Raw genomic sequence first — 20,726 nt, 5'->3', positions numbered from 1 at the left:
CCTCTATTTAAAGAATGACGGTTATTCATTCGACAATCCCTGAACTCTGATCACGATGGATGAGGGGGTGGAACAAGCCTTTTTAGGCACATTGATTTCAATTGTATGATGCTCAATGGAATAGGTAATGGCTCGCTGCTTTAAGCAGAAAGGAAAACGAATGGAGCGTTTTCTCATTTTACTTTCGTCTTTCACCATGATTAATATCAGCAATTGAGTATCCTTCTTCTTAATTATCAATTCTTCTGGACATATATTTTCTGTCTCGATCTCCACTATGAACGATTCCGTCGTATCAAGAAAATCCACACGGAATTCTTGTTCATCCAATTGAACCGTAGCAGGATCCAATAACCAATCCTTCATACTCTCCTCCCAATTCTCTAAATAGAAATCCTCCTTATCCTTACACATTTACACCTGACCCCCAACGACATCTTTTACATATTGTATTCTTTCTACTATAAATCGTGAGGGTGTTATAATGAGGAAAAACAAAGAAGGGGCAATAATCATGAACCATCTTCTCAGACATATTCCATCCATACACGAACTGCAACAAACCAACCAATTCCATACTTTCCTCCATCATCACAACCTTTCGATGGAAAGAGGGACGGACCTCTTGAAAAAAGTGATCTCGATTTGCAGGGCGTCCATGCTGAATAAAGAATGGAACGGACCTCATCCATCTTCAAGAGATTTCATTGATGAGGTGTTTGGCCAAACTGGAGTATTGGCCCGCAAATCCCATTCCATGTCTCTAAGGAGAATCATAAACGCAACGGGAACCATCTTGCATACGAACCTGGGGCGGGCACGATTAGGACAGGAAACGATGAATCATATCATGGGTATATCTTGTCATTACAGCAATCTGGAATACGACATTGATGAAGGTGTCAGGGGTTCGAGGCATAGTCATGCAGAGAACCTCATTTGTGAATTGACCGGGGCGGAAGCAGCCATGGTTGTCAATAATAATGCAGCAGCCGTTTTTCTTATCCTTACTGCTCTTGCCAAGCAAAAAGAAGTGATTGTTTCCCGGGGAGAACTGGTGGAAATCGGCGGATCATTTCGGATATCTTCTATCATGGAAGAAAGCGGCGCTCTCCTTCATGAGGTAGGGACAACGAACAAGACCCATTTAAGGGATTATGACGAAGCGATGAGCGATGAAACAAGAATGATCATGAAGGTTCATCAAAGTAATTTTGTCATGAAAGGATTTACTGCTTCTGTACCGACGGAAGAACTGGCTGGACTATCCCGACTGCATTCCAATGTCCATTATTATGAAGATTTAGGAAGTGGTGCTCTATACGATTTCACCCGATTGGGAATCGGTGATGAACCCTTGGTTAAGTCAGTGCTGGATAAAGGTGCAGACCTCGTCTCATTCAGTGGAGACAAATTATTAGGGGGACCTCAGGCGGGAATCATAGCAGGACAAAAGGATTTGATCGATCAATTAAAGAAGCATCAGCTTGCCCGCGTCCTCAGGGTCGATAAAATGACTCTGGCGGCTCTGGAAATGACTTTATTACATTACAGAAAGGGGGAGGAACAAGAGAAAAATCCAACCATCAGAGCCATCACCCGGACCAAAGAAGAAATCCTGCATCAGTCACGGAAGTTCGTTGAGGGTGTGCAGGAACTCGGGAACGGTTACTCATCCACCATAGTTGAAGGGCAAAGCCAAATCGGTGGAGGGACGATGCCGGATGTTGAATTAAACACGTACATTGTCGCAGTCTCCCATTCTCTTTTTTCATCACAGGACATTCATGAAAAGCTTAGAAAGGGGACGACTTCCATTCTTACAAGGATTCAGGACAATGTGGCCCTCTTTGATCTTCGGACGGTTTCCATGGATGAACAGAGGGAAATCCTCCACGTTTTAAAGAGCATACAAGGAGCAGACTGAAAGGGAGTGCAGGCATAATGCGCCGGCACTCCCTGTATCATCTCTTACATATCGTGGTGACTATTATTTTTTTGACGGGTATGATTACGGTTCTTCACTTTATGTGAACCACTTAAAGGCTCCGGCTGTCCCGATTGTTTCGGAGCATTTTTACGCATATCTTTGCCATCATTTTTGTTCATGTATCATCCCTCCTAATCTTTAGCATGCTAAGTTGGTGAACCGTTTATTCATATGTATAGTTTCCTGGTGTTTTGGTTAAACTAAAGAAGCTAATTTCTGAATAAGGAGAGATCACCAATGCCATACAATAAAAATAAACAACAAGCCTTCCAAGCTGCTGAACAAAGCGTGACGGAAGTACATCATACCATTAATGAACTGGTACTGGATGGAGCAAGCTACGGCACTCAACTCGCTCATCTCAAAAATGAAGTGAATGAGGCTTATCAACAAATAGAAAATGCACTTGAAGTGGCATCGGATACTCAACGTGCACAACTTCAACAATTCAAATCCGACTTGTCATCCATTGTGAATGAAGTGAATGAACAATAACGTAATCAACGTTGCGGCTCCGCGTAATATAAAACCCACCCTGCTGAATGGTAAGGGTGGGTTTTATATTTGAACGAAGAGGGTAGGGGAAAATAGAAGAAAATAGTTGCAGGGAGGGAAGGTGACCATACCCACAATTTTTTGCAGAGCTGTAATAGCCACCTTTTACTTTTTACTGATTGGTTTTTCTTTTTTTATTGAACTGACGCTGTTCTGCAGTCAATGGTTCATTCGAATATTCTTCATTATAACCGGCACCCTGGCCTTGTCCTTTTGCTGCATTCATTCCATTCATTACATGGTTCGCTTTACGTTTTGTCAAAGTAGAACACCTCCATAAGGATAGAATGCCACCTTCTGTGACGATCTATGAAAGGGAATCGCTAACAGATTCATTTTTTCAAAATAATGTTTTAGACGAGCTGACACGATTTGACAAGGACAGAAATGTTGTTATACCACTATTTTTCTGGAAACCTTAAGGAGTTTAATCATTTAGATAAGTAAAACTTATCAAAAACAATAACTTTATTGTTATTTACTTATGTAATCGCTTGTATTAAGATGTAAATGTGAGAAAAGTTCGTTTAGAACGAAAACTTTTCGACTTATTGTTTGATGCAGTTTAGAGGGGGAATCGAAATGGCAAAGAACGATGTATTTAATGCACGATCTTCTTTCGAACTAGAAGGAAAACGTTATCATTATTATCGTTTAAAAGCGCTTGAAGAAGCAGGAGTAACAAAAATTAACCGCTTACCTTACAGTGTAAAGGTACTCTTGGAGTCTGTACTTCGTCAATTTGACGGACGTGTGATTAACAAAGACCATGTTGAAAACCTGGCAAATTGGGGATCAACTGAAGTAAAGGATGCAGAAGTTCCTTTCAAACCTTCACGTGTTATCCTTCAGGATTTCACTGGAGTGCCGGCTGTAGTTGATTTAGCATCTCTACGTAAAGCGATGGCAGATATCGGTGGAGATCCTCAAAAGATCAATCCTGAAATCCCGGTTGACCTGGTAATCGACCACTCTGTACAGGTCGATAAATATGGTACTGCTAACGCACTTCAGGCCAATATGGACCTTGAATTTGAACGGAACGCTGAACGTTACCAGTTCCTTAGCTGGGCTCAAAAAGCATTTGAAAACTACCGTGCTGTCCCGCCAGCAACAGGTATCGTTCACCAGGTAAACTTAGAATATTTAGCAAATGTCGTTCATGCTGTTGAAACAACAGAAGGCGATTTTGAAGCATACCCTGATACTTTGGTTGGTACTGACTCTCATACTACTATGATCAACGGTATCGGTGTACTTGGATGGGGTGTAGGTGGAATTGAAGCCGAAGCAGGAATGCTTGGTCAACCTTCATACTTCCCGATCCCTGAAGTTATCGGAGTTAAAATGACTGGGGAGCTTCCTAATGGAGCTACCGCTACAGACTTAGCCCTTAAAGTGACACAAGTTCTTCGTCAAAAAGGGGTAGTAGGAAAATTTGTTGAGTACTTCGGTACTGGTGTAGCAACATTACCACTTGCTGACCGTGCAACAATTGCCAACATGGCTCCAGAATACGGTGCAACTTGTGGATTCTTCCCGGTTGATTCAGAGTCACTGGATTATCTTCGTCTGACTGGCCGTGACGAAACACATATCAACATGGTTGAAGAATATTTAAAGAAAAATGAAATGTTCTTCACTCCGGAAAAAGAAGAACCAACGTACACAGATGTAGTGGAAATCGATCTTTCAGCAGTGGAACCAAACCTTTCTGGACCTAAACGTCCACAAGATTTAATTCCTCTTTCTGATATGAAGGAATCTTTCCATAAATCCATCACGGCTAAAGAAGGCGTTCAAGGCTTTGGGCTGGATGCATCTGAAATCAACAAAACCGCCAAATATACAACAGAAGATGGTAAAGATGTTGTGATGCCAACTGGTGCGATCGGAATCGCTGCCATCACATCATGTACAAACACGTCGAATCCATATGTTATGTTGGGTGCCGGTTTAGTTGCGAAAAAAGCAGTGGAACTTGGAATGAACGTTCCTGATTACGTCAAGACATCTCTTGCACCAGGATCTAAAGTTGTAACGGGTTACTTGAGAGATTCAGGTCTGTTATCTTATCTTGAAGATATCGGATTCAACCTTGTCGGATATGGTTGTACGACTTGTATCGGTAACTCCGGTCCACTTCGCCCTGAAATCGAAAAGGCTGTATCGGATGCAGATTTATTGTTAACATCCGTCCTATCAGGTAACCGTAACTTTGAAGGTCGTATCCATCCACTTGTGAAAGCAAACTACCTTGCTTCACCACCACTTGTTGTTGCTTATGCTCTGGCAGGTACTGTGGACATCGATCTTCAAAAAGAATCCCTAGGTAAGGACAAAGATGGAAATGATGTATTCTTCAAAGATATCTGGCCTTCACAGGATGAAGTGAAGGATGCTGTGAAAGCAACCGTTACTCCTGAATTATTCCGTAGAGAATATGAGCACGTTTTCTCTGAAAACGAACGCTGGAATGAAATTAAAACAAGTAACGAGCCACTTTACAGCTTCGATGAAAATTCGACTTACATCCAAAATCCAACGTTCTTTACAGGACTTGCGACAACGCCTGAAGACATCCAAGGCTTGAACGGACTTCGCGTTGTTGGTAAATTTGGAGATTCCGTCACGACTGACCATATTTCACCAGCAGGTGCAATCGGTAAAGATACACCGGCAGGTAAATATCTTCGTGCGAATAATGTTGAGCCACGTGACTTTAACTCATACGGTTCCCGTCGCGGTAACCATGAAGTGATGATGCGTGGTACGTTTGCAAATATCCGTATCCGTAACCAAATTGCTCCTGGGACTGAGGGTGGATTCACCACTTACTGGCCAGAAGATGAAGTGATGCCGATGTATGATGCATGCATGAAGTATCAACAAGACGGTACTGGATTAGTTGTTCTTGCAGGAAAAGATTACGGTATGGGATCTTCTCGTGACTGGGCAGCGAAAGGTACAAATCTTCTTGGTATCAAGACTGTCATCGCTGAAAGCTATGAGCGTATCCACCGTTCGAACCTCGTGATGATGGGCGTTCTTCCACTTCAATTCAAGAAGGGTGACAGCGCTGAGTCATTAGGATTGACGGGTAGAGAAACGATTTCCGTAAATGTAACAAATGATGTAAAACCTCGTGATATCCTAACGGTTACAGCTGTAGCTGAAGACGGTTCTTCAACTGAATTCGAAGTACTGGCACGTTTTGATTCCGATGTAGAAGTGGATTACTACCGTCATGGTGGTATCCTACAAATGGTTCTTCGTAATAAATTAAAAGCATAATACAAGTTTAAAGCCCCCGGCAAATTCCCGGGGCTTTTTCTCATTTCCTGATAAATAAGTGCAAAAAATGTATGACTAAAGAGAGACAAGCCTACATATGATGATAGTAAAATCATTTATTTGAGAGGAGAGCACTCCTTTGAAATCCGTATTTGGCGTTTTACTTGTCACCTTAATAGTCTTCTCATTCTATATGGAGAATACATCTGATCCATCTTCATTTTCAGAAAGCGCATTTCAACAAGCCGATGCTTTCGACCAATTAATCGATATAGAAGAAGGGGAGGTCTCTGAAGCCACTTCAGTGGAAAATTTACCCGGACCTAATGTCGGAGACCGGGCCATTGATTTTAAACTAGATACCCTCGACGGTAAATCCATTACGTTATCAGAACTTAAGGGAAAAAAAGTGATAGTGAACTTCTGGGCTACGTGGTGCCCACCCTGCAAAGAAGAAATGCCTGTCTTGCAGGAGTTTTATACGAAATACGGAAAAGATGTTGAAGTACTCGCCATCAACATCGATCCACAATACAACGTCAAAGAATATCAGAAATCACTGGGACTCTCATTCCCGATCCTATTGGACACTGATGACAAAATCAATAATGCCTATGACATCCTGACCGTCCCCACCACATTCGTCATCAACGAACAAGGCATCATCTCCCATAAACAATTAGGAGCGATCACAAATATCGATTCCCTCAAGACACTGATTAAGTGAGGGACGGACCTCAAAGAAAAGAGAATTGCATATCTCATGACAGCCCCAAATCACTCCCCAACATCAATTGTGACCTTTGTTTAAAATATCTGACATTTGGATATACTATTTATACAAACCACAATAGAGAGCGAGGGGATTGAATTGCGGAGACCACGCAAAAAATCATTTGCAGACCTGGTGAAAGAAAACAAACAGCAGCTTCTGTTGGATCAGGATGCCATTGACGCCATAGAAGAACGAATTGATGCAAGACTTGAAATAAAACGTCCAGTAAGCAAAGCCGAGTAAGAAATTACAAGGCTTATTTTTTTTGCCCTGAAAGTATTCCTACCAATTATTACGCCTATTCTTCCTCGTCATTTTGGTAATCATACTAGTAAGGGGGGATATTCATGAGTAACTCAAAGGGAAGTCCGAATCACTTCGCACCAAACCATATCGGGACACAATCGAGATCCGCAGGAGGCAACAAAGGGAAACAAATGCAGGATAAATCAGGCAAGCATGCACAAGTGATCCAAACCAAAGGGGAATAATTTTTCACTAACCGTCTGAAGAGGGACCTGCCAGAGAGGTCCGTCCCTCATTATTGACACAGGAGGAATGCAGGATGGCATGGGATAAACCGAATCCGGATGATCGCAGTGATAATGTTGAGAAGCTTCAAGGTATGGTTCAACATACGATTGAGAATATGGACCGGGCCGAGGAGTCGATGGCCTGTACGGACAGTGAAGACCAGCTTCAATCCATCCAGGCAAAGAATGAACGCCGCCGGGAAAGTCTACAGGCATTCCGCAATGAAATAAAGGATGAAGCGAACCAGACAAAGCAATAAAGGATAAAGGTTTCAATGACCCGGACAAAAGGTTGTTATATATAAGCCTTTCTGTTCGGGTCATAATGTTAAGGACACCTATGTCCTCTCCGGGAAAGAAATCATATCTGATGTCAGTTCAAGCCGATTAATTCTAAGCCTGGTGCTTGTATGATAAAATGAGATTGGATACTGATTAGATGAAGAGGGTGTAGAGAATGCAAATTGCAGAAAAAACCATTGAAGTGCGTTACGCAGAGACGGATCAAATGGGGGTTGTTTATCATGCAAACTACCTTGTTTGGATGGAGCTTGGTCGTACACAATTGATTGAAGATCTGGGCTTCAGATATGCTGATATCGAAAAAGAAGGAATACTTTCCCCGGTCATTGACCTTAATGTAAGCTATAAGTCACCTGTTCGCTACGGCGAAAAAGCGTTTATTAAAACATGGGTAGAAGAATATGATGGACTCCGGATTACATATGCCTACGAAATTTATAACGGTCAGAACCAGTTGGCCATTACCGGACAGTCGAAACATGTGTGCGTCAAGCAAGAGAACTTCCGTCCGATATCGATCCGAAAGATGTTCCCCCATTGGCACGATGCCTATGAAAAGGCAAAAAAATAATCCTTACCTAGGGGTTTTTCCCGATTGGTTTTTTTTAAAAGGGGAATGGAAAGGAAGAGGGCCATGGCATTCGGATTAACCAAACAAGAGCTAAACGCGTGGAAACGAAAGGTGAGGAATGGGCAGATCGCCTTCCTTACCCACTACTGGCTGGATGACCGATTTCCCGATGTTCGCTCCGTGACGAAAGTGGGCTGCTGTAACATTGATGCTTTATCCCGTTGGGGAGAGAAGTATGGAATGAAAAAGGAATGGATCCATCAAAGGAAAGACGGATTTCCACATTTTGATTTGTTAGGGGATACCCAATATGAAATCCTGATGAAAGAAGGCCTTCAGGAGCATATTTCCCGCTTTGTAAGAAACTAAGGGGCAGACTTAAAAGTAAAAAGGCTGGCATTGGCCAGCCTAAAATCGTTATTTCTTGTACTCATATAATGGTTCCTGAAGCTTTTCGTCAAACTCAACAAATAAATCATGACCATCAAAGAACCATAAATCTCCCTCTTCAATGAAAAATTCCCGTTTGTCGATTTCGATCCGTTCACCAGCATCGACTGGTTCGTCTTTATTCACTCCTAATGAAAAACCATCGTGCAAAGGACTGGAACCTCCGTATCGTACATAAAAACGAACTTGTTCACCTTCCTCTACAAGCATTTCGTCTTTAAACCACGTTAGAGCATCTTTTGAAATATGTATGTTCATTTGTGAGACTCCTTTCTCTACTTGGTATTTTCCAGAGTGATTCTGGACAAAGAAAGTTTCATTTCATATTATATACATAGTGAAGTCGGAACATCTACTAATACGCATAAAGGGTGAGTTTGATGAAAACGCAAGCATTATTATATTACATAGGGGCCTTCATCTTTGCCGGATTAAGTATATTGACTTTTTTACAATTGCATGAAGCCAAATACCAGATCGAAGCAGGGAGTTTCATTGTAATAGCAGCAGTGATTTATTATGGAATGGTCACTCTGTACTTTAAGGGAACCCGTAAAACTTTCTTGTTGGCCAATACCTTTTTGGCTATTGTAGCTCTAGCAGGCATATTCTTCAATTCAATGATATTTGGGGGACATTAATAGAACGAGCTTCCTTATGAGTATAAGGAAGCTCGTTCTTTCTTGTTCATACGATAACCATGCTATCTATTCCGGTACCCCGTTCACCATATGGGAAACCATCTCTTCTTCCGTATATGCAATCATGCCATTCTTTCTGGCAAAGTCGAGAGGGTAGATCCGATAGTTTTTGTAATGATTCTCAGAAACAAAGGTCGGCTGGAATCCAATGGATGGAAAGTTGATTTTGGAACCCGCCGGATTCATCGTCTTCTCAACCTGAACCGTAACCATGCCACCGATATCCTTGAAATCATCCTTCTGACCAGATAGGAAATTCCCAAGTGAATATATGACAATGGCTTCCCGTCCATCGCTTGTTTTGTAGGTCTGAATCGGCTGCAGGACATGCGGATGGTGGCCGAAGATGATGTCGACCCCATTATTCGTCAACACCTTGGCAAGTCTCTCTTGTTCCTCAGTAGGGAAACGTTGATATTCATTTCCCCAGTGAAGGCTCATGATCACCAAATCGACGTCCATATTTTTGGCTTTCTGGATTTCCCGGATCATGTTTTGTTCATCTATTACATTAACTAAATACTCTTTTCCTTCTGGGACAGGTATCCCATTGGTACCATAGGTATAAGAAAGAAGGGCAAATTCGATTCCATTCACATTAAAAGTACGTATGCGGCTTTGGTCTTCCCGGCTTTTAAATGCGCCCACATACGGCATGGAAATCTCCCCATAATAATCAATGGCATTCAATAAACCTTCCTCCCCTTGATCCAACGAGTGATTATTGGCAGTCGTCACCGCATCCACTCCAACCTCCTGCAGGGATTTAACCACTTCCTGCGGACTGTTAAATAGAGGATAGCTCGAAACGCCAAGTTCCACACCACCCGGGGTTGATTCCTGGTTGGCAATCAGAAAATCGGGTGCAGAAAGCATATCTTTAACGGGAGAGAACATTGGTGTAAAATCATATCCATTTTGTTTTTTTGCATCATTATAGACGGTATCATGAATGAGGATATCCCCGATTGCAGCGATGGAAGTACTCGCCTTGATCGATTTGCCCGATGCCTGTACTTCCCTGGTCGTATGCAGGAGAGAATTTAGTTCAACTTCTTTTGAAGATGTGTTCCAGTCGGCATACTGCCTGTTTAGTAGAAACCCTATCACCAATAGGAACGGAGTACAGAGAACGATCCCTGTGATTATTCGCTTATTATTCATATTCATCATCCTTTATTTTTACACTACTTCCATTTTACAAAAAAAGAAGCAGAAACGGGGAGAATTTTAGAGAATTCGAAAGAATATTATCATTTTATCGGACCAGGTTTATTATTCATCATTTTTCTCAGATGAAACAATCCTTATACCCGGATGCAACCAATTAAAAAAGCCACCTGTGCGAAGGTATCCGAGAGTCCGGAACCTGGTGCATAGGTCGCTTTTTCACTAAAGCCATTTAATTTTGGGTTCTGTTTTATTTTTGATCCGGACAATATTAGCCCTGTGTCTGTAAATGACAAAAATGGTTAGTATGCCAACAACAATGATGAGTGGAATATCACCAGTGAAGACCGAGTAGGTAAAGGCAAGTACCGCTGCAATCATAGAAGAAAGGGATACATACTTCGTTGCATATAAGCAAATAAAAAAGACAGCCAGTAAAATTAAGAATAAGATGTAATTGTACCCTAAAAGCACACCCGCCGAGGTTGCCACCGCTTTTCCTCCCCTGAAGTTTGCGAAAACGGGATACATATGACCGATTACGGCAAATACCCCTGCAAGCAGCATATGTACGTCACTTGCAAACATCAACGGCAGCAAAGTGGCCAGGGTTCCTTTTAGAATATCCATGATCGTCACAATCATTCCGGCTTTTACACCCAGGGTTCTGAACGTGTTCGTTCCCCCGAGGTTTCCGCTCCCATGTTCACGGATATCTTTACCGTAAAACGTCTTACCGATCAGTAAACCTGATGGAATGGAACCCAGTAAATAAGAAAGTATAAGTATAAGGGCAAAAATCATCATCACTGCTCCTTTGAAAATAACTAATCCGTTATTTATTTTAACATGTTTTCCCTGCAAAGGGGAGAAAATAAGCGAAAAAATTAGTACCTGTTCATAAAAGTAGATATTATAACGTTAAATTCCACCATCACCGTCACCTGATGAACGAAATATGTTAAAATGAACACACTTTACATAGTTGAAATGAAGGTGTACACAGATGCAAATACTTTTATCAGCTTTTCAATGGGTTGCCTTCATGGTGGCGGGATCCATTGCCGCACCAATCGCGATTGCTGACTTGTTCCAATTGTCTCCAGCCGATACAGCCGGATTCATTCAGCGGACCATATTTGTTTTGGGGCTTGCCAGCCTGATCCAGGCACTTTTTGGTCATAAACTTCCGATCAATGAAGGACCGGCAGGACTGTGGTGGGGTGTTTTTGCCATTTATGCAGGGTTTTCAGGAACTCTTTATAGCAGTCACGAAGAAGTCCTTACCGTACTGCAGGGCGGGATGATCGTCAGTGGGGTGATTTTTTTCATTCTGTCTTCCACAGGACTTTTAAAGCGGTTATCTTCTTTATTCACTCCAACCATCACGTTCATTTATTTAATGCTGTTAATTCTGCAATTAAGCGGATCATTCATTAAAGGGATGTTCGGAATCCAGCATGAAGGACAATCCATGGAGCCGCTTGTCCTACTGGGAAGTATTCTGACGATCCTTGCAGCATTATACTTTTCAAGTCATAAGGTTAAGTGGATCCAGCAATATTCCATTATCCTTGCCCTGCTCGCCGGATGGCTCATATTCATCATCATGGGGCTTTCTGAGAGTACTTCCGTTTCAAACAGCTGGTTTTCTTTACCTCATGTGTTCGTATTCGGAGCACCAGTGTTTGATACGGGTGTCATTGTGACCTCCATTTTCATCACCTTCCTGTTAACGACCAATATGATCGCTTCCATACGGGTGATGGAAGAGGTGATGAGAGCAAAGGGGCAGCCTACATATGAACGGTATACGAAGAGCGGCTTCGCATCAGGACTGAATCAGCTTTTCGGGGGTGTGTTTTCTGCCATTGGCTCAGTTCCCATTTCAGGATCTGCAGGTTTTGTCACTGCGACGGGAATGTATTCAATCATCCCCTTTATCATAGGCAGCGGGATCATCATGGTTATCAGCCTGATCCCAAAGATCATGAATCTATTCGCAAGTCTTCCTGCGCCTGTCGGGTATGCAGTGACGACGGTCATTTTCATCAAGATGGTCGGGCTCGCACTATCCGAATATCGTAAAGAAGAAGATGTAGAAAGAATTCACTTTGTGGCGGGGATCTCACTCATTGTCGGGGTAGGAGCCATGTTTGTTCCGGCCGCGGCCTTTAAGGACATGCCGGTCGTCGTTGCTTCGATTTTGAACAATGGATTGATACTGGGTACGATAACAGCAATCATAGTGGAACAATATATCATCAAAAAGACCAGCAACCAATAGGGTGCTGGTCTTTTTGTCTGTTGAAAAAGGAAGTAAGCTGTATGTCCATGCCACATTCATCACAAACTAATGGGAGCAAAGGCATTTTCTTTTACAACATGTTTACCTTTTGTATAATGAGGGTATCCCTTCTATGTTTAGTAAAATTTCTCAGTACATAAAGCAGGTGTAAAAATGATTGAATTCCAAAATGTCACGAAAGTCTACGAAGATGGGACAGAAGCCATAAAGGGCATCAACCTAAAGATCCCAAAAGGAAAGCTCGTTGCCTTGATCGGTCCGAGTGGATGCGGGAAAACGACTACGATGAAGATGATCAATAAACTAATCGCTCCATCAGGGGGTACCATTCTGATCGATGGCAAAGACATTTCAGAAACGAATGAAGTGGAACTCAGGCGAAACATCGGATATGTCATTCAGAGGATCGGACTTCTCCCTCATATGACGATTGAAGAAAACATCAGTCTCATCCCCCGTCTAAAAGGATGGAAGAAGGAAAAATATGAGGGACGGGTCGATGAGCTTCTTCATCTTGTCGGACTGGAACCGGACGTATACAAGAAAAGGTATCCCCTCGAATTGAGCGGAGGACAGCAGCAACGGGTCGGGGTCATACGTGCCCTTGCAGCGGAACCACCGATCATCCTGATGGACGAACCCTTCAGCGCCCTGGACCCGATCAGCAGGGAACAGCTTCAGGATGAACTGAAAAGTATCCAAAATTCGATACATAAGACCATTGTGTTTGTCACTCATGACATTGATGAAGCATTAAAGATCGCGGATGTAATCGCAGTGATGCGTGATGGTAAAATCGAACAGATTTCAGCACCTGCTGACCTTCTATTAGAACCCGCCAATGAATTTGTCCGTGCCTTCATCGGTGAAAGCAGACTGAACGTTCATACGCGTCCCAAGCAGGTAGCAGACATCATGAGGGATGATGGGAACGATTTTCACCTCTTGCTTGAGGAACAGGAATACTCATTGATACCTTTTGATGCAACCATCCACGTGGCGGCTAGCATACTCCTGTCATCCGGCAAACCTTACCTTATGGTGACGAAAGACGACAGAAAGATCGGAATCGTTACATCAAGTGATATCCTTAAGACAGTAGCCTCAGAAGGGAATAGGGAGGCGAGTTCTGTATGAATACATTTTCCATCCTGTTCATCCATACCATCTCAAACCGGTCCGATGCCATCTTAACAGGATTATTTGAACATCTTTATTTATCTTTTGTATCCATTTTCATTGCGATTGCGATTTCCCTGCCATTAGGTATATACATATCACGAAAGAAGCAATCTGCAGAGTTTTTCATTGGCATTACAGCCGTTTTTCAAACGATACCAAGTCTGGCCCTATTCGGATTTCTTATCCCCCTTTTGGGAACCGGCAGTATTACGGCTATCATTGCCCTGACGGTATACGCACTTCTTCCGATCCTGAGAAACACATATACAGGGATCATCGGGGTGGATGAAGGGGTTATCGAGGCAGGAAGAGGCATGGGAATGACCAACTCCCAGCTATTATTCAAAGTGGAGCTGCCGCTTGCCCTGCCGTTCATCATGGCGGGAATACGGACCGCTACAGTGCTGACAGTAGGTGTGGCCACACTAGCCACCTTCGTAGGAGCAGGAGGACTTGGTGATCTCATCTACCGCGGACTATCCACATGGAATAATACCCTGGTCCTTGCAGGGGCCATTCCAGCAGCACTACTCGCATTAAGTTTTGATTTCATATTAAAGATCCTGGAGAAAATGACCACACCTAAAGGGCTGAAGGCAAGAAAATAAAGCAAAATCCAAAGGAGAGTAAGAATGAAAAAGAAATTACAAGGTTTTATCATACTCACTGTAATATCCATCCTCATTGCAGGGTGCGGAAATGGCGGGGATAAAGATACCATCACCGTTTCAGGAAAGATGTGGACAGAGCAATTCATCCTCACACAAATGATGGCCGAACTTCTAAAAGAAAAGACAGACCTTGATGTAAAAGTCGAGGAGGGATTAGGGGAAGTATCCATCCTCACACCCGCCCTTGAAAAAGGCGACATTGATGTTTATGTAGAGTATACAGGTACTGGTCTTGAAGCGGTCTTGAAAGAACAAGCAAAAGAAGGAGCTTCAGCAGATGAAATCCTTTCACAAGTGCGTAAAGGCTATGAGAAAAAGTTCGATGTCACCTGGTTAAAGCCACTTGGCTTTGAAAATACGTATACGCTTGCCTATACCCCGGATCAGGACTTTGATGCAAAGACTTTCTCAGACATTGTGCCACTATCCAAAGACTTGAGCTTCGGTGCACCTCACCAGTTCTATGAACGGGAAGGTGACGGATACGATGCCTTCACTGAAGCATATGGATTCAAATTCAAAGACAAGAAAAGCTTTGATCCAAACATTATGTATGAAGCCGTTAAGAACGGGGATGTAGACATTATTCCTGCTTTCACAACAGATGGACGGATCCAGCGTTACAATCTAAAAACGACAAAGGATGACAAAGGATTCTTCCCGCCATACGATGCTGCACCGGTCATCCGTCAAGAAGTATTGAAAGAGCATCCTGAAGTGAAAAAAGTGTTGAATGAATTAGCAGGCAAAATCTCAGAAGAAGAAATGAGCGAATTGAATGCTAAAGTCGATATGGATAAGCAAGATCCCAAAGATGTCGCACGTGAATTCCTTATATCTAAAGGGTTGATCAAAAAATAAGTATAATGGGAGTGTCAACTTAGGAAGAAGGTGCAGCGGAATGCCAATACGCTCCCTGACTTTTCTTTTGACACTTCCTTTTATTTAGATAATTTTATGAAATTTTGAAAAATTAAAGGGAAATATGGTATAAAAGAAGAATAGGACTTAAGAAACAGTCTAAGACTTTATCGTTAAGGATCAATGAAGGAGTGGTAATCAACCATGGAAAATCCATCACGACAAGAAATCGGAAACATTCTAAAACAATCTAAACGCATCGCAGTGATTGGTTTAAGTGATAATCCAGAACGCACCTCCTATATGGTTTCTAAGGCCATGCAGGATCTGGGATATGACATCATCCCTGTAAACCCTACCATCGAGTCGGCATTAGGGATAAAGGCTGTATCCTCCCTTCATGATATAGAAGGGCCTGTTGATATCGTCAATGTATTTCGCCGCTCAGAATTTTTACCTCAAATCGCGGAAGAGTTTGATCAAATCGATTCAAACGTATTTTGGGCGCAACTTGGTGTAATGAATGAAGAGGCTTATCGCTTTTTAAAGGAACGTGGGTATACAGTTATTATGGATCGCTGTATTAAGGTTGAACATGCTTTAACCAAATAATTCTCACTCGTAACAAGCGGCTCTGACCGCTTGTTTTTTTCGTCTGACACGCACGTTAACAATTGGAATAAACCTGGGGACAACAGGGCATATTTTAAGAGGTTCACGGAAATTACATTTGCGAAAATCAAATAAAACGCTACAATAAGCAATAGTGGTTTACCCTAAAGATTGATCAAAACAGGTAAACGAACAGATGTTCTTGTGTTATAGTTAATAGAGACATAACCGATAATAGCTTACAAGAACCACACTATTACGGTTAGAGAAGTTTTGAAAGGGGAATGTTCGTGGCCAACCAGAATAAGACCATGGATTACAATGATGATGCCATACAAGTATTAGAAGGCTTAGAAGCCGTCCGTAAGAGACCTGGTATGTATATAGGCTCTACCGATTCAAGGGGCTTGCATCATTTAGTATACGAAATTGTCGATAACTCAGTCGATGAAGCATTAGCAGGCTTCGGAAATGAGATTATTGTTACGATACATACGGATAATAGCATTTCCGTCCAAGATAAAGGCCGGGGTATGCCTACCGGGATGCATAAGCTCGGGAAGCCGACTCCTGAAGTCATCTTGACGGTTCTTCATGCAGGAGGGAAATTTGGCCAGGGAGGCTATAAAACAAGCGGCGGACTCCATGGTGTAGGAGCATCTGTTGTAAATGCCCTGTCCGAGTGGCTTGTCGTCACAATTGAACGGGATGGCATGAAATATGAACAACGTTTCACCAATGGGGGTAAGCCCGCAACCACCCTCGAAAAGATTGGTAAGACAAAAAAATCAGGGACATGTATCCATTTCAAACCTGATCCGGCGATTTTCAGTAATATCACCTATAATTATGAAACACTCTGTGAGCGTCTTAGAGAATCTGCGTTCCTGCTTAAAGGGTTAAAGATTGACATCATCGATGAACGTCATGATCAAAAAGAAGTATTCCATTTCGAAAGTGGGATCCAGGCATTCGTTCAATACTTAAACGAAGAAAAAGATGTCCTTCATACCGTAGCTTTCTTTGAAGGGGAGCATCATACGATTGAAGTGGAATTTTCTTTTCAATTTAATGATGGATTTTCTGAAAATATATTATCCTTTGTAAACAATGTCCGTACAAAAGACGGCGGAACCCATGAAGCCGGAGCGAAGACGGCCATGACCCGTGTCTTTAATGAGTACGCCCGTAAAGCAGGGATTCTAAAAGACAGGGATAAAAATCTTGAAGGGACCGATATTCGTGAAGGGCTGGCGAGTATCGTTTCTGTACGTATACCGGAACACCTTCTTCAATTCGAAGGGCAAACAAAAGGGAAACTCGGGACAAGCGAAGCACGATCTGCCGTTGATGCTGTCGTTTCGGAACATCTTCTCTATTTTTTAGAAGAGAATCCTGATACGAGTTCCCTTCTTATCAAGAAATCCATTAAAGCCGCCCAAGCCCGTGAAGCGGCACGTAAAGCAAGAGAAGATGCACGTAATGGAAAGAAGCGTAAGCGTTCTGAAACCGTCCTATCCGGGAAGTTAACACCAGCTCAGTCAAGAAACCCTCAGCGTAACGAGCTATATCTGGTGGAGGGTGATTCAGCAGGGGGTTCAGCGAAGCAAGGCCGGGACCGCAAATTCCAGGCGATCCTTCCGCTTCGGGGAAAAGTCATCAATACGGAAAAAGCCAAACTTCAGGACATTTTCAAAAACGAAGAAATCAATACGATCATTCATGCCATAGGCGGCGGAGTCGGTCCTGAATTCAATGTGGACGACATCAATTATGACAAGATTGTCATCATGACCGACGCCGACACGGATGGAGCTCATATACAGGTTCTCTTACTGACCTTCTTTTACCGCTACATGAAACCCTTGTTAGAAGCAGGAAAAGTGTATATTGCACTTCCACCGCTGTACAAAGTGAGCAAGGGCACTGGGAAGAAGCAGAAACTTGAATATGCATGGACCGATGATGAGCTTCAAGGGGCCATCTCCAAAGTGGGAAAAGGATATATGATTCAGCGTTACAAAGGTCTTGGAGAGATGAATGCCGATCAACTGTGGGAAACGACCATGGATCCTGAAACACGCGCATTGATCCGAGTACGCATTGATGACGCTGCCCGAGCCGAACGACGGGTGACCACTCTTATGGGTGACAAAGTAGAACCGCGCCGAAAATGGATTGAAAGCAATGTAGCCTTTGGATTGGAAGAAGACGGAAGCATTCTCGAAAACGAAAACATTACGTTGCCAGAGGAGGGGTAATAGATGACAACTGTAGAAAGATATCAGGATTTACCTCTGGAAGAGGTTCTTGGCGACCGATTTGGACGTTATAGTAAATACATCATCCAGGAGCGTGCATTACCGGATGCACGTGATGGTTTGAAGCCTGTACAACGGCGGATTCTTTACGCCATGTATGTGGATGGCAACACTCAGGAAAAAGGGTTCCGGAAATCGGCGAAAACCGTCGGTAATGTTATTGGTAATTATCATCCCCATGGTGATACATCTGTGTATGATGCCATGGTACGTATGAGTCAAACGTGGAAGGTCCGCAACTACCTGGTTGAAATGCACGGCAACAACGGAAGCGTCGACGGAGACCCGCCTGCTGCCATGCGTTATACTGAAGCCCGTCTTTCTTCGATATCCATGGAACTTCTTCGTGATATCGATAAAAAAACCGTGGAGTTTGTTCCGAACTTCGATGACACATCAAGTGAACCGACTGTATTGCCGTCACGATTCCCAAACTTACTCGTCAACGGCTCCACCGGTATTTCGGCAGGTTATGCAACCGATATCCCTCCTCATCACCTCGGTGAAGTGATTGATGCAGCCATCATGCGGATGGATAAGCCGGAGAGTTCAGTCGATGACCTTATGAAGGTCTTAAAAGGCCCGGACTTCCCGACAGGGGGCATCATCCAAGGGGTGGATGGCATCCGGAAAGCCTATGAAACCGGAAAAGGGAAGATTGTCGTAAGAGGGAAAGCAGATATTGAAAACATCCGCGGCAGCAAACAACAGATCGTCATTACGGAAATTCCGTATGAAATCAATAAAGCAAACCTCGTCAAAAAAATGGATGAATTCCGGGTGGACCGGAAAGTGGAGGGGATTGCAGAAGTTCGGGATGAAACGGATCGCGATGGGATGCGCATTGTCATTGAACTGAAGAAAGATGCAGATGCATCAGGCGTCTTAAACTATCTTTATAAAAACAGTGATCTCCAAATCACGTACAACTTCAATATGGTTGCCATACATAACAGACGCCCTAAATTGATGGGGCTTCGTGAAATGCTGGATGCATACATACAGCACCAAAAAGAAGTGGTGACCAACCGTACCAGGCATGATCTAAACAAAGCAAAGGACCGTCAGCATATCGTTGAAGGTCTTATGAAAGCACTGTCTATATTAGATCAGGTGATTGCAGCCATCCGTGCTTCGAAGGATAAACGTGATGCAAAGGATAACTTAATTCAGAAGTTCCAGTTTACGGAAGCACAGTCTGAAGCGATTGTCAGCTTGCAGCTTTATCGTTTGACCAATACGGACATTACCGCCCTCCAGGCAGAAGCGGAAGAATTGGCGAAAACAATTGAAGAGCTTACAGCAATACTGGAAAGTGAAAGCAAACTTTACAGTGTAATCAAAAAAGAACTAAAGGCAATCAAAAAGCAATTTGCGGACGCCAGAAGAACTCAAATCGAGGAAAAGATCGAAGAAATCAAAATCAACCTGGAAGTCCTGATCGCCAGTGAGGATGTCATGGTGACCGTTACCCGAGATGGATATATGAAACGAACCAGCCTTCGTTCATATTCTGCATCAAACGGCAAGGATCTTGCCATGAAAGAAACGGACAGGCTCCTGGGACAATATGAAATGAATACAACAGATGTACTCCTCGTATTTACAAACAAAGGGAATTATATTTATTGTCCTGTCCATGAGCTTCCGGATATCAGATGGAAGGATCTCGGTCAGCATGTAGGGAATATCGTTCCGATCGACCGGGATGAACAAGTACTCAAAGCGATTCCGATAAAAGAATTTGCCCCGGCGCACTACTTACTGTTTGTCACAAAGAACGGTATGATAAAGAGGTCGGAGCTTCCTCAATACAAAGCACAACGTTATTCCCGTCCACTTGTAGGAATCAATCTTAAAGGGGACGATGAGCTCGTGGATGTCCATATAACAGATGGATCGAATGATGTTTTCATTGCCACCCACTTAAGCTACGGCCTATGGTTCGCAGAAGAAGATGTGAACATCGTTGGACCAAGGGCAGCGGGGGTAAAAGGGATCAACCTAAAGGAAGACGATTTTGTCGTATCCGGTAAGATGGTAAGAGACTCGGCGAAAGACTTCATCTTCCTGGCTACGCAGCGTGGGGCCGTGAAGAAAATGAAACTAATTGAATTCGAAAAAACATCACGCGCTAAACGCGGTGTCATCATGCTCAGGGAATTGAAAGCCAATCCTCATCGAGTGGTGAGCATAGAAGTTGTAAAAGATTCAGATAAAGTAGGACTGTTAACAACAAAAGGAAAAACAGAAGTGGTAAATATCTCAGACTTTAGACCAAATGATCGCTATTCAAATGGTTCATTTGTGATTGACGAAGGGGAGAGCGGTTCTGTCTGTGAAACCTGGGCAGAATCCCGGACGTCCGAAGGAAAAGAATAGAAATTCTTCAAGCGACCAGAATCATTTCTGGTCGCTTTTTCCATAAT

General features: G+C 43.0%; 23 protein-coding genes. 17 read left to right on the top strand and 6 right to left on the bottom strand.

The genetic code is table 11. The features are described from left to right. Nucleotides 1-21: 21 nt before the first annotated feature. Entirely contained in the window at nucleotides 22-414 is a 393-nt protein-coding gene (locus NQ095_RS03130) for an Hsp20/alpha crystallin family protein (RefSeq protein WP_258262041.1), read from the bottom strand. Between the two features lie 100 nt (nucleotides 415-514). Here NQ095_RS03130 and selA point away from each other — a divergent pair, with 100 nt between their 5' ends. Then, a complete protein-coding gene (gene selA / locus NQ095_RS03125) occupies nucleotides 515-1,927 on the top strand; it encodes an L-seryl-tRNA(Sec) selenium transferase (RefSeq protein WP_258262040.1) in 1,413 nt (470 codons plus the stop codon). A 44-nt stretch (nucleotides 1,928-1,971) separates the two neighbouring features. On the opposite strand, the gene NQ095_RS03120 is transcribed toward selA, so the two are convergent. Next, entirely contained in the window at nucleotides 1,972-2,109 is a 138-nt protein-coding gene (locus NQ095_RS03120; protein WP_098352048.1) for a small acid-soluble spore protein P, read from the bottom strand. Between the two features lie 118 nt (nucleotides 2,110-2,227). Here NQ095_RS03120 and NQ095_RS03115 point away from each other — a divergent pair, with 118 nt between their 5' ends. Beyond that, nucleotides 2,228-2,485 carry a hypothetical protein gene (locus NQ095_RS03115; protein WP_258262039.1) on the top strand — a complete coding sequence of 86 codons (258 nt, stop codon included), beginning with the start codon at nucleotides 2,228-2,230 and terminating at the stop codon, nucleotides 2,483-2,485. Nucleotides 2,486-2,657: 172 nt separating this feature from the next. Here the strand turns inward: NQ095_RS03115 and sspO are convergent, their stop codons facing one another. Then, nucleotides 2,658-2,807: a small acid-soluble spore protein O gene (gene sspO, locus NQ095_RS03110; RefSeq protein WP_258262038.1), complete on the bottom strand. Its 150-nt coding sequence runs from the start codon at nucleotides 2,805-2,807 to the stop codon at nucleotides 2,658-2,660. 320 nt (nucleotides 2,808-3,127) lie between these two features. On the opposite strand from sspO, the gene acnA reads away from it, so the two are divergent. The 7 genes from acnA (at nucleotide 3,128) to NQ095_RS03075 (ending at nucleotide 8,390) form a co-directional block, all read left to right on the top strand. Further along, nucleotides 3,128-5,839, top strand: coding sequence for an aconitate hydratase AcnA (gene acnA / locus NQ095_RS03105; protein ID WP_258262037.1), 2,712 nt, complete (start codon nucleotides 3,128-3,130; stop codon nucleotides 5,837-5,839). Nucleotides 5,840-5,978: 139 nt separating this feature from the next. Beyond that, the gene (locus NQ095_RS03100; protein WP_258262036.1) at nucleotides 5,979-6,566 is read left to right on the top strand and encodes a peroxiredoxin family protein; all 588 of its coding nucleotides are present in this window, start codon (nucleotides 5,979-5,981) and stop codon (nucleotides 6,564-6,566) included. A gap of 144 nt (nucleotides 6,567-6,710) precedes the next feature. Continuing rightward, entirely contained in the window at nucleotides 6,711-6,857 is a 147-nt protein-coding gene (locus NQ095_RS03095; RefSeq protein ID WP_079532604.1) for an FbpB family small basic protein, read from the top strand. Nucleotides 6,858-6,961: 104 nt separating this feature from the next. Beyond that, on the top strand, nucleotides 6,962-7,105 hold the full coding sequence (locus NQ095_RS03090) for an acid-soluble spore protein N (protein ID WP_034759295.1): 144 nt from the start codon (nucleotides 6,962-6,964) through the stop codon (nucleotides 7,103-7,105). Nucleotides 7,106-7,179: 74 nt separating this feature from the next. Beyond that, nucleotides 7,180-7,407, top strand: a complete 228-nt coding sequence (gene tlp, locus NQ095_RS03085) for a small acid-soluble spore protein Tlp (RefSeq protein ID WP_258262035.1) — start codon at nucleotides 7,180-7,182, stop codon at nucleotides 7,405-7,407. Between the two features lie 197 nt (nucleotides 7,408-7,604). Then, entirely contained in the window at nucleotides 7,605-8,021 is a 417-nt protein-coding gene (locus NQ095_RS03080; protein WP_258262034.1) for an acyl-CoA thioesterase, read from the top strand. Between the two features lie 63 nt (nucleotides 8,022-8,084). Next, nucleotides 8,085-8,390, top strand: a complete 306-nt coding sequence (locus NQ095_RS03075) for a hypothetical protein (RefSeq protein WP_258262033.1) — start codon at nucleotides 8,085-8,087, stop codon at nucleotides 8,388-8,390. Nucleotides 8,391-8,438: 48 nt separating this feature from the next. On the opposite strand, the gene NQ095_RS03070 is transcribed toward NQ095_RS03075, so the two are convergent. Continuing rightward, nucleotides 8,439-8,729, bottom strand: a complete 291-nt coding sequence (locus NQ095_RS03070) for a HesB/YadR/YfhF family protein (RefSeq protein WP_258262032.1) — start codon at nucleotides 8,727-8,729, stop codon at nucleotides 8,439-8,441. A gap of 122 nt (nucleotides 8,730-8,851) precedes the next feature. On the opposite strand from NQ095_RS03070, the gene NQ095_RS03065 reads away from it, so the two are divergent. Further along, entirely contained in the window at nucleotides 8,852-9,112 is a 261-nt protein-coding gene (locus NQ095_RS03065; protein WP_258262031.1) for a hypothetical protein, read from the top strand. Between the two features lie 66 nt (nucleotides 9,113-9,178). On the opposite strand, the gene NQ095_RS03060 is transcribed toward NQ095_RS03065, so the two are convergent. Both NQ095_RS03060 and plsY read right to left on the bottom strand, forming a co-directional pair. Beyond that, nucleotides 9,179-10,336 (bottom strand): CapA family protein, encoded by a 1,158-nt coding sequence (locus NQ095_RS03060; RefSeq protein ID WP_258262030.1) that lies wholly within the window; start codon nucleotides 10,334-10,336, stop codon nucleotides 9,179-9,181. A 228-nt stretch (nucleotides 10,337-10,564) separates the two neighbouring features. Beyond that, nucleotides 10,565-11,149: a glycerol-3-phosphate 1-O-acyltransferase PlsY gene (gene plsY / locus NQ095_RS03055; protein ID WP_229595253.1), complete on the bottom strand. Its 585-nt coding sequence runs from the start codon at nucleotides 11,147-11,149 to the stop codon at nucleotides 10,565-10,567. Between the two features lie 199 nt (nucleotides 11,150-11,348). Between plsY and NQ095_RS03050 the strand changes: the two genes are divergently transcribed. The 7 genes from NQ095_RS03050 (at nucleotide 11,349) to parC (ending at nucleotide 20,679) form a co-directional block, all read left to right on the top strand. Then, complete coding sequence (locus NQ095_RS03050) at nucleotides 11,349-12,629, top strand: purine/pyrimidine permease (RefSeq protein WP_258262029.1); 1,281 nt, start codon at nucleotides 11,349-11,351, stop codon at nucleotides 12,627-12,629. Between the two features lie 174 nt (nucleotides 12,630-12,803). Further along, nucleotides 12,804-13,787, top strand: a complete 984-nt coding sequence (locus NQ095_RS03045; RefSeq protein WP_309137602.1) for an ABC transporter ATP-binding protein — start codon at nucleotides 12,804-12,806, stop codon at nucleotides 13,785-13,787. After that, nucleotides 13,784-14,440 carry an ABC transporter permease gene (locus NQ095_RS03040; protein WP_258262028.1) on the top strand — a complete coding sequence of 219 codons (657 nt, stop codon included), beginning with the start codon at nucleotides 13,784-13,786 and terminating at the stop codon, nucleotides 14,438-14,440. The genes NQ095_RS03045 and NQ095_RS03040 overlap by 4 nt, the downstream gene beginning before the upstream one ends. A 24-nt stretch (nucleotides 14,441-14,464) precedes the next feature. Next, nucleotides 14,465-15,364, top strand: coding sequence for an ABC transporter substrate-binding protein (locus NQ095_RS03035; protein WP_258262027.1), 900 nt, complete (start codon nucleotides 14,465-14,467; stop codon nucleotides 15,362-15,364). Nucleotides 15,365-15,568: 204 nt separating this feature from the next. Next, nucleotides 15,569-15,976, top strand: a complete 408-nt coding sequence (locus NQ095_RS03030) for a CoA-binding protein (protein ID WP_258262026.1) — start codon at nucleotides 15,569-15,571, stop codon at nucleotides 15,974-15,976. 290 nt (nucleotides 15,977-16,266) lie between these two features. Continuing rightward, nucleotides 16,267-18,237, top strand: coding sequence for a DNA topoisomerase IV subunit B (gene parE, locus NQ095_RS03025; protein ID WP_309137601.1), 1,971 nt, complete (start codon nucleotides 16,267-16,269; stop codon nucleotides 18,235-18,237). Nucleotides 18,238-18,240: 3 nt separating this feature from the next. After that, nucleotides 18,241-20,679, top strand: a complete 2,439-nt coding sequence (parC, locus tag NQ095_RS03020) for a DNA topoisomerase IV subunit A (protein ID WP_258262024.1) — start codon at nucleotides 18,241-18,243, stop codon at nucleotides 20,677-20,679. Nucleotides 20,680-20,726: the final 47 nt, after the last annotated feature.

Origin of the sequence: Rossellomorea sp. SC111 (assembly GCF_024733565.1) — a bacterium.
Classification (GTDB): Bacteria; Bacillota; Bacilli; order Bacillales; family Bacillaceae_B; genus Rossellomorea.
The sequence above is the reverse complement of the archived record's forward strand: the minus strand, read 5'-3'. Positions and strand labels throughout refer to the sequence as shown.

What these genes read in the sequence shown, in the direction of transcription:
- parC (WP_258262024.1), top strand. Translation starts at nt 18,241, where the DNA reads ATGACAACTGTAGAAAGATATCAGGATTTACCTCTGGAAGAGGTTCTT.
- NQ095_RS03130 (WP_258262041.1), bottom strand. Translation starts at nt 414, where the DNA reads ATGTGTAAGGATAAGGAGGATTTCTATTTAGAGAATTGGGAGGAGAGT.
- NQ095_RS03075 (WP_258262033.1), top strand. Translation starts at nt 8,085, where the DNA reads ATGGCATTCGGATTAACCAAACAAGAGCTAAACGCGTGGAAACGAAAG.
- NQ095_RS03050 (WP_258262029.1), top strand. Translation starts at nt 11,349, where the DNA reads ATGCAAATACTTTTATCAGCTTTTCAATGGGTTGCCTTCATGGTGGCG.
- NQ095_RS03070 (WP_258262032.1), bottom strand. Translation starts at nt 8,729, where the DNA reads ATGAACATACATATTTCAAAAGATGCTCTAACGTGGTTTAAAGACGAA.
- tlp (WP_258262035.1), top strand. Translation starts at nt 7,180, where the DNA reads ATGGCATGGGATAAACCGAATCCGGATGATCGCAGTGATAATGTTGAG.
- NQ095_RS03090 (WP_034759295.1), top strand. Translation starts at nt 6,962, where the DNA reads ATGAGTAACTCAAAGGGAAGTCCGAATCACTTCGCACCAAACCATATC.
- selA (WP_258262040.1), top strand. Translation starts at nt 515, where the DNA reads ATGAACCATCTTCTCAGACATATTCCATCCATACACGAACTGCAACAA.
- NQ095_RS03065 (WP_258262031.1), top strand. Translation starts at nt 8,852, where the DNA reads ATGAAAACGCAAGCATTATTATATTACATAGGGGCCTTCATCTTTGCC.
- NQ095_RS03120 (WP_098352048.1), bottom strand. Translation starts at nt 2,109, where the DNA reads ATGAACAAAAATGATGGCAAAGATATGCGTAAAAATGCTCCGAAACAA.
- NQ095_RS03045 (WP_309137602.1), top strand. Translation starts at nt 12,804, where the DNA reads ATGATTGAATTCCAAAATGTCACGAAAGTCTACGAAGATGGGACAGAA.
- NQ095_RS03035 (WP_258262027.1), top strand. Translation starts at nt 14,465, where the DNA reads ATGAAAAAGAAATTACAAGGTTTTATCATACTCACTGTAATATCCATC.
- NQ095_RS03115 (WP_258262039.1), top strand. Translation starts at nt 2,228, where the DNA reads ATGCCATACAATAAAAATAAACAACAAGCCTTCCAAGCTGCTGAACAA.
- plsY (WP_229595253.1), bottom strand. Translation starts at nt 11,149, where the DNA reads ATGATGATTTTTGCCCTTATACTTATACTTTCTTATTTACTGGGTTCC.
- acnA (WP_258262037.1), top strand. Translation starts at nt 3,128, where the DNA reads ATGGCAAAGAACGATGTATTTAATGCACGATCTTCTTTCGAACTAGAA.
- NQ095_RS03080 (WP_258262034.1), top strand. Translation starts at nt 7,605, where the DNA reads ATGCAAATTGCAGAAAAAACCATTGAAGTGCGTTACGCAGAGACGGAT.
- NQ095_RS03030 (WP_258262026.1), top strand. Translation starts at nt 15,569, where the DNA reads ATGGAAAATCCATCACGACAAGAAATCGGAAACATTCTAAAACAATCT.
- NQ095_RS03040 (WP_258262028.1), top strand. Translation starts at nt 13,784, where the DNA reads ATGAATACATTTTCCATCCTGTTCATCCATACCATCTCAAACCGGTCC.
- NQ095_RS03060 (WP_258262030.1), bottom strand. Translation starts at nt 10,336, where the DNA reads ATGAATAATAAGCGAATAATCACAGGGATCGTTCTCTGTACTCCGTTC.